The organism is Pseudalkalibacillus sp. A8 (genome assembly GCF_045920555.1).
In the GTDB taxonomy this organism is placed as follows: Bacteria; Bacillota; Bacilli; order Bacillales; family Fictibacillaceae; genus Pseudalkalibacillus.
On record NZ_CP174509.1, the window covers coordinates 1,563,958 to 1,576,076 of the forward strand.

Sequence of the window (12,119 nt, forward strand, 5' to 3'; positions counted from 1 at the left end):
TTTGGAGTACAGATAGTACAATTCACATTGAAACGCATGTGATTCACACACGAATCATATGCGTTTTTGTTATATAAGGATAATCACAACAACACGCTCAAATTCACACCTCAATTCACAGGGCAAGAATTAAAAATTGTAGGGGCTGTGAATTACATATAATTTGCTATGCGATTTTGTATACGAATACTAAAGGAAACTAGAAAAATATTTTACTGTGTATGTGCGCCCGAAGTCAAAGATGTTATTCAACAATCGGGCAGTTATCATGAATAAGAGGTTACCATATTTAATCCACAAAAGGGCCATATCGTATTATAAGGTCAACCAGTCATTTCTGGTTGGCATTTTTCATGGTTTAATAGGGGTAGCCGGAGGAGAACGAAAGGGCCAGTGGGACTTAACTGATCCCGTCCACAAAACTGTTCCCCTCTACTTGTAGAAACATGTGTGAGGCTGGTTGGGACGTTCCCTTTGGGAATGATCTCGTATAACAAGCGAAGATATGAAACTACAAGAGAGATAGAGGCACCGGCGAAATGAATCGTTTATGGGAGTGATAGGAGAATGAATCCAGTCATCGGTCTGGATGTAGCGAAAGAAGAAAGCCAGATTCAGGCGTATTTACAAAGAAAGAAGCCTTATAAAAAGAGCTTTAAATTTAAGCATAATACGGATGGATTTATGCAATTCCACGCTTTTTACAAAGAAGTAGAAAGAGAAGGACGTCAATCACCTACGGTGATTTTAGAATCGACAGGGCATTATCATGAACCTGTGACACAGTACTTTGATAAGCATGATATCGTGTATTATCTCGTGAATCCCATTGTATCTCATGGGGCAAAGCAAACGGGGATGAGAAAGGTCAAAACAGATGCTTTGGATGCGGCTCATTTATGTGAGTTGTACTATAAAGAAGATTTAGAACCTTATCAGAGAAAAAGTGTTCAAACCTTAAACCTACGTCATCTAACAAGACAACATGATGCGTTAACGGACTCTTATGTCCAAGTGAAATTAAAGTTTCAAACCGTATTAGACCAGCTATTTCCTGAGTACAAAAAGGTGTTTGGACATATCTATTCAAGGGTTTCGTTGACGCTCCTTTTGGATTTTCCTACACCAGAAAAGGTTTTGGCTGAGGATAGCGTGACATTAGGAGAACGTATTAAAACGCACTGTCATACGAGGTCTTATGCGTGGGCAATGACGAAGGCTGAACAGTTGAAAGAGGCAGCCAGGCAGGATCCATTTCAACGGACGCTCTACCAAAGCCAAATCATCAGTTTACAGATGTACATTCATCTTCTGTTGGAATACCAAAAGCATCTATCTGTATTAAAGGAAGAGATAGATGCCCAGGCTCAAGAATTGTATGAATATGATTTAATACGATCAATCCCAGGAATCGGGGACAAGATTGCGGCAACAATCCTGTCTGAAGTTGGGGAAATCGATCGCTTTCATCAATCGCTTATTACCAAAGGAAGCGAGAAGAGGGGAAACCCCACAAGGTCGTTATGGGAGCCTGCATGAACAAACTCATCCATTGGTTATATTATATGCTTAAACGTAAAGAAACCTTTGTATAAGGTTAACACATAAACATATTTCCATAACCTTCCATTAGCATTAGGGAGGTTATTTAGCATGTTATTTTTTATTGTATCATGTTTATAAAAAGAATTTTACCTTAGCTATTGACCTCTTATTAGCTGGTATTGTTGAGTAAAGAAGGGGTTTAAAGGGTATTTATTGAACTCCTAAGTTATTCCACCAAAAAGCCAGTTTTATAAGGAACGAACAAGTGTCAAACGTTGTTTTTCTCAGGTAAAAACGCAACTGACAGCGGATGGTCTGCATGTTCGAGGAATAGAAAAAGTCTCAACCCACTCCTATTGAATGCCCTTGTGTTATTGGCTTCAGCCCTAGGGATATCGAATGAAGTTCAGGTGGTTACTTAAAAAAACGAATGAACATAAATTCTGCAAATATGGCCTTTTTTATAGGGGATTAAGGAGATACATACCTAAAGGCATATAACAACCAAAGTTTGAGTCCATGAGGGGTACTTTCTTTACGTATGCTTATTTTGCAAATCCTCAATTATTTAAGTAACATATTTCGTGTATACTTGTTAACAAGAAATGAAAAGTTGGAGTTGTAAATAAGATGACGATTGCAGAAATTGCAAAACTGGCAGGGGTAGCGAAAAGTACAGTTTCAAGGTACTTAAACGGCGGATCTGTTAGTGAAAATACGAAATTAAAAATAGAACAAGTCATAAAAGAAACAGGTTATGTGCCAAATACGTTTGCTCGAAGTTTAAAAGCAAAGAAGACGTCTATAGTCGGTACAATTGTTCCTAGGCTGAATTCCTATGCGACATCTCAGACATTAATCGGCATAGACGAACATTTAAGAGAAAATAATTATCAACTGCTGATCTCAAATACAAGTCAGGATTTGAACCGGGAAGTTGAGAGTATTTACAGTTTAGCAAATCAAAAAATTGCCGGAATTATTTTATTGGCGACACAAATCACAGATCGCCATTTGGAGGCATTTGATAAAATTAACGTACCTGTTTTGTTAGTAGGACAGCAAAATCATCATTTCTATAGTGTTATACATAATGATGAGCATGCAGGATATGAAATTGGCAAATATGTTATAAGCCAAGGACATAAAAAGATTGCTTATCTTGGAGTTACAGAAGAAGATATAGCAGTTGGCGTTAAACGAAAACGAGGTTTCCAAAAAGCTGTTCGGTATGACAATGAATGCGAGGTTCACTATTTTGAAACCAGCTTCAAGCTTACGGAAGCAATTAAAAAGTTTCCAGCTATATTCGAAACATACAAACCTTCGATCTTTGTTTGTGCAACAGATAATATTGCCCTTGGTGTATTAAAGGCAGCACAAATGAGAGGCTTAAAAATCCCGAAGGATTTATCAATAACAGGATTTGGTGGCTATGAGGTTACTGAAATTATTCATCCCAGTATTACAACTGCAAATTTTTTCTATAAAGAAGCTGGAATACTTGCCGCTAAAAATATTGTAAAATTAATAAATAATGAAGAGATTGAAAAAGTGACTGTTTCAAATTTTGAGCTAATAATAAGAGATAGTGTTGACAAACTTAACTAGAACTTATATACTTTAATCGGAACCGGTTCCATTCCTGTTTTTATCCAAATGGAAGCGGTATCATTTTTTAGCAAAAATGGAACCGGTTCCATCCAATAAATAGTAAAGGGTGAAATTTATGGATTATCCACTACATGCACGAGAAATTCTAGAAGCAATTGGCGGGAAAGAAAATATTTCAGCTGCGGCCCATTGTGCAACAAGACTTCGTCTTGTTTTAAATGATGAAGAAAAAGTGAATCAAGCAAAGTTAGAGGAAATGGACATAGTTAAAGGGACATTTTCAACTGGCGGACAGTACCAGATTATTTTGGGATCAGGAATCGTAAACAATGTATATAATGAGCTTTCCAAACTAATTGGAATGGAGGAAATGTCCACAAAAGAAGTGAGTAGCGCTGGTACAAAGAAAATGAATCCCCTCCAACGTTTCGTAAAAATGCTATCCGATATTTTTGTGCCGATTATTCCGGCAATTGTTGCTGGCGGTTTGTTAATGGGTATCTATAATCTTTTAACAGCTCCAGATTTATTCATTGATAACATGTCAATTGTTGAAGCAAATCCAGAGATGGCAGATTTGGCAGCTCTTATTAATACATTTGCAAACGCTGCCTTTGTATTCTTGCCAATATTAATCGGATTTTCTGCAACACAGCGCTTTGGCGGAAATCCTTATTTAGGCGCAACGCTTGGGATGTTAATGGTCCACCCAGATCTATTAAATGGCTGGGGATACGGGGAAGCATTAACTAACGGAGAAATTCCATATTGGAGTATTTTTGGCTTTGATATTGCCATGATTGGTTACCAGGGCACAGTTTTACCAGTTTTAGTAGCTTCATATATATTAGCAAAAATTGAGACAAATTTACGAAAAGTTACACCATCTTCATTAGATAATCTATTAACACCGCTCTTATCTATTTTTATTACAGGCTTATTAACTTTTACTTTAGTAGGACCAGTTACTAGAACAGCTGGTAATCTTTTATCAGACGGATTGATTTGGTTATATGATACAACTGGATTTATCGGAGCGGCAATATTTGGTTTAGCTTATGCACCAATAGTTATTACAGGTATGCACCATAGCTTTATAGCAGTTGAAACACAGTTGCTGGCAGATCTAGCAAAAACAGGAGGCTCATTCATTTTCCCTGTTGCTGCAATGTCAAATGTAGCGCAAGGCGCAGCAACTCTTGCCGTATTGCTTATTACACGGGATGCAAAAGTAAAAGGAATTGCATCCGCAGCAGGGATTTCAGCTTTATTAGGTATTACAGAGCCTGCCATGTTTGGAGTGAACTTAAAGCTCCGTTACCCATTTATTGGGGCGATCTGCGGAGCAGCGGCTGGTTCAGGCTTCATTGCTCTTTTTAAAGTAAAAGCAATCGCTTTAGGTGCTGCAGGTCTTCCAGGTATTATCTCAATAAAAACTGGCACAATTACTTTTTACATTATAGGTATGATCATTTCATTTACAATAGCGTTTATCATAACAATGATTTTGTCGAAACGACCTGCTAAAAAACAAGGTTAGCATCATCATAAATTTTAGTTTGTCAATCAAAGGGTCAGACCCCTAAAATGCCAAGATAATGGCATAAGAGGGATCAGGCCCTTTTGAGCCACTTTAAGGAATACTAAAGAATCTAAGGAGTACAACGTATGGAATGGACAAAGGAAATGAGATATCGTCGGCTAGAAGATGTAGATGATGATACGGTGAAAAAAATTAGAGAACGTGTATTAAACTGTAAGTGGAGACAAAAGTTTCATATTCAACCTCAAGCAGGGTTGTTAAATGATCCAAATGGTTTTTCCTTTTTTAATGGTGAATATCATTTGTTTTATCAATGGTTTCCGCTTGGTCCTGTTCACGGGCTAAAATATTGGTACCATACAAAATCAAAGGATTTAGTTCATTGGGAAAATGTCGGGATCGCAATTAAGCCGGATAAATACTATGACAGTCATGGAGCGTATTCTGGCAGTGCGATCGAATACCGAGACCAGTTATTTTTAATGTATACCGGTAATACGCGTAATGATAATTGGGAGCGGCACCCTTATCAAGTCATTGCTGTTATGAATAAACAAGGAGAGATTACAAAGCCTTTATCTCCAGCTATAGCTAAAGTGCCGGAAGGGTATACGGATCATTTTAGAGACCCGAAGGTATGGAAATCAGGTGATACTTTCTTTGCAGTAATAGGCGCGCAACGTAAAAATAAAACGGGCTGTGCGGTTCTATATTGTTCAAAGAATTTAACAGAATGGACCTTTTTAGGTGAATTAAAGACAGACTTAGATCATTTCGGATATATGTGGGAATGTCCTGATTATTTTGAATTAGATGGAAATGGGGTTTTTGTCTTCTCGCCGCAAGGACTTAAACCAGACGGTGATCATTATCAAAATATTTATCAATCCGGTTATATAATTGGTGATAAACTCGATTTGGATACACTCACTTTTTCAGATGGACACTTTCACGAGCTTGACCGCGGCTTTGATTTTTATGCGCCGCAAACGACTTATTCCCCAGAAGGAAGGAGAATTTTAGTTGGATGGTTGGGTCTACCTGAAATTGCGTACCCAACAGACCAAAATAACTGGGCGCATTGTTTAACGCTCCCTAGAGAGTTGACGGTAGAAAATGGTAAACTTTTACAAAAACCAATACAAGAATTAAAGAAACTTCGGAAGGAAAAGAGTGTATTTGAGGCGACCATTGCAAATGAAACAGTTAAAGCCTTTACTGGAACTTCTTTTGAATTAATATGTGAAATGGCTGTAGATGACTCAGACATATTTGGAATTGAATTCCGTGCCAAAGGTGATGAAAAAACAATTGTCAAATATGATGCAAAGAAGAAAAAGATTATTTTAGACAGAATGCTGTCAGGACAACCTGTTGGTGAGGCCTACGGTACAAGGAGGCAGTGTTCGCTAGCAGGAAGTAAAATTAAGTTCCATCTATTTGTTGATATCTCTTCTGTAGAGATTTTTGTTAATGATGGTGAAGAGGTATTCACTAGCCGAATTTTTCCGAAAGCTGACAGCAATGAAATTCGTTTTTTTGCAGATGGAGGCAGAGCTAGTTTTAGAGCTGAAAAATGGGAGTTATAAAAAGAGGTGAATCACATTGTTCAAAATGGAAATGGTAATATAAAGGTGATCAATGTGTTACCGATTTAATAACGAAATTTAAAGACCTTGTTAGGATTACAGAAAAATTAATAGAAGAAAATTCTTCACCTAAAAATAGATAAGGAAGTATTCGGAAAAAATTTAGTGACCAATATCATAAAAAAGGCTGTCCAAAGTCTAGGAAATAGACTTTGAACAGCCTTTTTTTATCATTCTTTATTCCAGAAAAGGGCCATTTAACGGAATAATTAAGGGAGGATGTATCATGACCAAACATCAGATTTATACAATGAGTGTCGCAAGAGTCTATCCCCATTATATTTCGAAAGCAGAGAAAAAAGGGCGTACAAAATCAGAAGTCGATGAAATCATCCGTTGGTTGACAGGATATAGCCAGGAAGAGTTAGAAGTACAACTGGAAAAACAGACAGACTTTGAGACCTTCTTTGCGGAAGCTCCCCAATTGAATCCTTCACGGGCTTTGATCAAAGGTGTAGTCTGCGGCGTCCGAGTGGAAGATATCGAAGAACCAACGATGCAGGAAATTCGCTATTTGGATAAGCTAATCGATGAGTTAGCAAAGGGAAGAGAGATGGAGAAGATTTTGCGGAAATAATAATTAAAAACGAAGAAACACTGATTCCATTTATATTATTAAATAATCGGGCGCAATTCTGTAATAAAGATCACCGCTCATTTTCATTTAAAGACCCATATTCTTGAATAAGAGAAGGAAATACATCGAACTCTCATTAACAGGGTAGGTTGAAATGATATAATCATTAAAAAAGCAATGTGAAAATCATTTAAGGAGTAAATAGGTGCTTAAAATAAACAAAAAATCCGATAAATTAATTATTATCGTTCATGAAATATATGGAATTAACCAACATATGGTGGATTTATGTGAATTACTATCAGAACAAAATTTTGATGTCATTTGTCCAAATTTATTAGAACAAGAAATACCCTTTGATTACTCTCAAGAGGTAAAGGCTTACCATAATTTTATGGATAATGTAGGTTTCACAAATGGATTACATAAAGTAAAAAATATATTATTAGATATTCAAGATGAGTATTCAAAAATATTTATCATTGGATTTAGTGTAGGGGCAACGGTTGCTTGGTTGTGTAGTGAGGAAGAATGTGTTGATGGTATCGTTGGATACTATGGTTCACGTATTAGGGACTATGTAAATATATATCCAAAATGTCCAGTGTTGTTATTTTTTCCGAAAGCGGAGAAATCATTTAATGTTGATGAATTAGTTTCAACTTTAGACAAACCAAATATAAATGTGCATATATGTAGGGGTGAACACGGATTTAGTGATCCATACTCTTCTAAATACAATGAAGAATTAGCTCAAAATACATTTAGAGAAACATTGTCCTTCTTCAAAAATTACTAAGTTTTTTGTTCCGCGGGCGCGTTTATTGAGGAACGCGTCTTTTTCTGTATCAGGCCAGATTGTTGAATAAGCCTTTTTAATAATAAACGACTCATTTCAACGTTTAGGTTCTCTTCTTTGTACCAGAGAAGGGATCTTAAAACTTTCATCGAAGCACGGCTATTGTAAGGTATATTTATTTTCTAGTTAAGCTTTTTATGTCAATATCTGAAATTTCTTGATCCTTAACAGACTCTGATTTATGAGATTGAATCGTAACGTTGATGAATTCTTTTGTTGCAGGTGTTACCTCATTAAATGAGTGTGTTATTATTCCGATATCACGGGTTACCCTCGGATTAATGTTTTTTATGATTAAATTATGAGAAACAGAAGAAAGTGTAAAGTTCGAAATAATACCTATACCTAAGTTATTTTTGACCATATTAATTAAAGTTTCAGCATTTTGGACTGTTAGGTTCTCCTTAAACTCAATATGATTTTTTTGAAATATTTTTGTTATAGCAATTTCATGTCCACCTTTACAAAAAATAATTTCATTCTGATATTTTTCTAGATCAATCTTTTTTTCTTGACTTAATCTATGATTTTCAGGAATTATTGCAACCATATAATCATTGTTTATTATTTCAAATTCATACGGATCAAAGGGAGATGCAACGATACCCATATCAACACTTCGATCCTTTACCCATTCTTTTATTTGATTTGAGGTTCCTTCTACTAATTCTATATTAATGAGTGGATATTTTGACCTAAATAATGCAATGGTCTTAGGCAAAATATTTGTTGAAACAGCAGGAAAAGAACCGATTTTAACCTTACCACTGAGTAGTTTATCTTCTCGATTAGCCACTTGATATATTTTGTTCTCAATAACCTTCATTTGCCTCGCCAATATCAGAATTTCTTTTCCCACTTTAGTAAGCATTAATCCATTTTGCTTATCCCTAATGAACAATTTGATATTGAGGGACTTTTCTAAATTTTTAACCGCTTTACTAACTGCTGGTTGTGATATAAATAACTCTTTGGAAGCTTCTGTAATATTCATTTTCTCCGCGACTTTCATAAATATTTTTAGGTTATTCATGTTCATAACCAATAAGTTATACCCCCTATAATATAAATGTATTTGAGTTATATATAAATATAACATACTATGAAGTCACTTCAGAAGAAAAGGGGATCATATTATGTTCAAAGTTTTCTTGGCGATCATCTCTGTTACTCTTGTTTGGGGATATACATGGGTTACGATGAAAATAGCAATTAGTGACATCCCCCCGATTTTATTTTCATCTTTACGTTTATTAATAGGGACGATTCCTTTATTTATAATTCTCATAATACAAAGAAAAAGGCTTTCTATAGGAAAAGAGAATTTAAAAAACTATCTCATAATGAGCTTATTAATGGCTTTAGGCTATCTGGGAATATTGACTTATGGTATGCAATTTGTAGATTCAGGAAAAACTTCTGTCTTGGTGTATACAATGCCTATATTTGTCACCATTATTAGTCATTTTAAATTAAATAAGAGAATTAATATTTATAAAATGGCTGGATTAATATTTGGCCTACTTGGTCTTTTGTTTATTTTAGGATTAGAAATTATTAACTTCGATCCAAAAGTAGTATTGGGAGAGTTACTAATATTACTTTCGGCCATTAGCTGGGGATCAGCAAATGTTTTTAGCAAACTAAAATTCAAAAATATAGATATCATTCATATGAATGCTTGGCAGCTTATTTTAGGAACAATATTTTTATTCATTTTCTTTTTACTATTAGAACCAAACCATTCAATCGAGTGGTCTAATGAAGCAATTTTATCATTATTGTTTAATGGTTTGTTTTCAACTGCCTTTACATTTGTAGTTTGGTTTTGGGTATTAAATAAAATAGATGCTTCAAAAGCATCTATGGCATTAATGTTTGTTCCTATACTAGGGATTTTATTTGGATGGTTACAACTTGGGGAGAAGATAACATTTAGTATAATTATCGGATCATTTTTTATTTGCGCTGGTATCTTTATGAATACGTACAATTTTAAAAGCACTACAACAACAAAGAAACAAGGAGATGTATCATGTGAAAAATGTATTAATGGATTAAGGTCAAAATTCAACTAATCATTTCCTTTCAAACAGTGTCTAGAGGGTGGCAAAGAAATAACTTTTATGCCTTTTAACGTCACCCCTTTCCTTTTTTGCAAACGGATGGCGTTTGTTGAAGAGTTAGTTCCGTTTCGGTAGGTCTTACCTCTAATTAAATGGTTGTTTTTATTCATGAATCGGGCGGTTTTCCGTAATAAGGGAGTTGAAGAAGGAGTTGGAACTACTAAAAAGACATTCTGTTTTCAAGAATGTCTTTTATTAAATTATTATTATATTTTAAATTTCTCTTTTTCAACAATATCCTTAACAATATCTTCAATGGTTACATTTCCTAGTACCTTTTCCATAGCTAATTGAGCTGCTGACAATACAGGAGTGATAGAATTTTGAATGTTCCTGCCAACAAGGCAATCAGGGTGCGGATTTTCATGCACACTAAACAATTCTTTTTCCTGCACAACATCGACCGCTTTATAAACGTTAAGTAATGTTATATAAGATGGTTCCTTGGCTAGTTTTGTCCCTGCAATACCAGGTTGTACTTCGATTAATCCTGCTTTTTTTAGCATACCCATAATTTTTCTTATCAAGGTTGGGTTCGTGTTTACGCTTCCTGCTAAAAATTCCGATGAGCTGATCCCCTCTTTATTTAATTCAATAAGAGCTAATATATGAACACCAACAGTAAAACGGCTACTGATGGACATATCATTCACCTACCTTATATTTTGATGCAAAATTTATTACGCAATATAGACATGTATCTAATTTGATTACAACGTATTATACCTTAAAATTCGTGAAAAATAACAAAGGTTTATTAAATTTGTTGACAAAACAACAAGAAGTATCTACGATAGATACAGGTATTCAAATTAGATACAAGTTAATTAGGTTTTATATAGAAGACATAAAAATATAATTGGAGGAATAGACAAATGAAAATGTTAGTCACAGGTGCAACAGGAAAATTGGGAACAAAAGTTGTGGAGACTTTATTAAAAACTGTACCAGCGGACCAACTGGCTGTTAGTGTTCGCAATCCAGAGAAGGCGGAAGGATTACGAGCTCGTGGAGTAGACGTTCGCCAAGGAGATTTTGATCGTCCAGAAACATTGGACACGGCTTTTGCTGGTATTGATCGCTTATTAATCATTTCTGCGGATGGAGACAATGAAACAAGAATTCGTCAACACAACAATGCAGTAGCTGCCGCAGAGCGTGCTGGAGTAAAATTTATTGCTTATACTAGCATAGCAAACGCAAAGGAAAGTAAAAATTTTCTTGCTCTAACACATCAGACAACAGAAGAAAACATCTTGAAAACAGGCATTCCTTACTCCTTCTTACGCAATAACTGGTACTTGGAGAATGAAATTTCAAGCATTCAAGGTGTCCTAGCAGGAGCTCCTTGGGTGACATCAGCAGGAAATGGCAAGGTAGGCTGGGCACTACAACAAGATTATGCAGAAGCTGCGGCAGCGGTACTCTCTGGTAACGGGCACGAAAACACTATCTACGAGCTTTCTGGCAAGTTATTAACTCAGGGAGAACTTGTATCTGCACTTGGCACTGTATTGAGTAAAGAAGTACCTGTAAAACAGGTTGATGATACTACTTATGCTGACATTATGAAAGGTGCTGGCATACCAGATTTCCTTATTCCTTTTCTTGTTGACATCCAGAAAGGCATTAGAGAAGGTACACTTGAAATCGATAGCAATGATTTCGAAAAACTTCTTGGGCGTCCAGCTACACCAATTAGTGAGGGATTAACTCAAATCGTTAAAGGTATCTCTTAAACAGCATATTTGAACTTAGTTTAAAACCGACCTTCTTCCATTAGAAAGGTCGGTTTTTAATATAAGAATGATGCAATGCCAATTCAGAATAAACAAACAATTATTTGTATTCAATATTTTAACCACTCTTTTCAAGTCAATAATAAAAGAATGTTATTCCATAAGGGCGCTTTTCTGAATAAGGAAAGCGTCTTTCTTCATGAAAAAAGCCAGATTATGAGCTTTTTGAACAGGACAGATTCGTTTAGGGGGATTTATTAATAAAAGGATTTTAAGGATGGGAGTCGAATTTTGGTTTTATAAAGAAATTTAGGGGGGGAGAAATATGCAAAAAGTAGTTGAGGGAATCAATCATTGGATAAAAAGATTACCAGAAGAGTACAACTCTATGTCTGAAAAAGATATTTCTAATCGACCATTACCAAATAAATGGTCTAAAAAAGAGATTTAAGGACATCTATGTGACT

General features: G+C 35.4%; 10 protein-coding genes and 1 pseudogene. 9 read left to right on the top strand and 2 right to left on the bottom strand.

The window, feature by feature from the left end:
• The first annotated feature begins 567 nt into the window (after positions 1-567).
• From ACJROX_RS08125 to ACJROX_RS08150, 6 genes and pseudogenes are all read left to right on the top strand, one after another.
• A pseudogene (locus ACJROX_RS08125) lies at positions 568-1,595 on the top strand (IS110 family transposase).
• Between the two features lie 580 nt (positions 1,596-2,175).
• The gene (locus tag ACJROX_RS08130) at positions 2,176-3,156 is read left to right on the top strand and encodes a LacI family DNA-binding transcriptional regulator (RefSeq protein ID WP_408010245.1); all 981 of its coding nucleotides are present in this window, start codon (positions 2,176-2,178) and stop codon (positions 3,154-3,156) included.
• A gap of 118 nt (positions 3,157-3,274) precedes the next feature.
• On the top strand, positions 3,275-4,699 hold the full coding sequence (locus tag ACJROX_RS08135; RefSeq protein WP_408010246.1) for a sucrose-specific PTS transporter subunit IIBC: 1,425 nt from the start codon (positions 3,275-3,277) through the stop codon (positions 4,697-4,699).
• Positions 4,700-4,827: 128 nt separating this feature from the next.
• Complete coding sequence (locus ACJROX_RS08140; protein WP_408010247.1) at positions 4,828-6,291, top strand: sucrose-6-phosphate hydrolase; 1,464 nt, start codon at positions 4,828-4,830, stop codon at positions 6,289-6,291.
• Between the two features lie 286 nt (positions 6,292-6,577).
• Complete coding sequence (locus tag ACJROX_RS08145; protein ID WP_408010248.1) at positions 6,578-6,928, top strand: DUF2200 domain-containing protein; 351 nt, start codon at positions 6,578-6,580, stop codon at positions 6,926-6,928.
• Between the two features lie 205 nt (positions 6,929-7,133).
• Entirely contained in the window at positions 7,134-7,727 is a 594-nt protein-coding gene (locus ACJROX_RS08150; protein ID WP_408010249.1) for a dienelactone hydrolase family protein, read from the top strand.
• A 175-nt stretch (positions 7,728-7,902) separates the two neighbouring features.
• Here the strand turns inward: ACJROX_RS08150 and ACJROX_RS08155 are convergent, their stop codons facing one another.
• Positions 7,903-8,832, bottom strand: a complete 930-nt coding sequence (locus ACJROX_RS08155; protein ID WP_408010251.1) for a LysR family transcriptional regulator — start codon at positions 8,830-8,832, stop codon at positions 7,903-7,905.
• A gap of 91 nt (positions 8,833-8,923) precedes the next feature.
• Between ACJROX_RS08155 and ACJROX_RS08160 the strand changes: the two genes are divergently transcribed.
• Complete coding sequence (locus ACJROX_RS08160) at positions 8,924-9,865, top strand: DMT family transporter (protein WP_408010252.1); 942 nt, start codon at positions 8,924-8,926, stop codon at positions 9,863-9,865.
• 254 nt (positions 9,866-10,119) lie between these two features.
• Here ACJROX_RS08160 and ACJROX_RS08165 read toward each other — a convergent pair whose 3' ends face one another.
• Entirely contained in the window at positions 10,120-10,557 is a 438-nt protein-coding gene (locus ACJROX_RS08165) for an Rrf2 family transcriptional regulator (RefSeq protein ID WP_408010253.1), read from the bottom strand.
• Between the two features lie 231 nt (positions 10,558-10,788).
• Between ACJROX_RS08165 and ACJROX_RS08170 the strand changes: the two genes are divergently transcribed.
• Both ACJROX_RS08170 and ACJROX_RS08175 read left to right on the top strand, forming a co-directional pair.
• Positions 10,789-11,652: an SDR family oxidoreductase gene (locus tag ACJROX_RS08170; RefSeq protein WP_408010254.1), complete on the top strand. Its 864-nt coding sequence runs from the start codon at positions 10,789-10,791 to the stop codon at positions 11,650-11,652.
• 325 nt (positions 11,653-11,977) lie between these two features.
• Entirely contained in the window at positions 11,978-12,103 is a 126-nt protein-coding gene (locus tag ACJROX_RS08175) for a hypothetical protein (RefSeq protein ID WP_408010255.1), read from the top strand.
• The last annotated feature ends 16 nt before the right edge of the window (positions 12,104-12,119 follow it).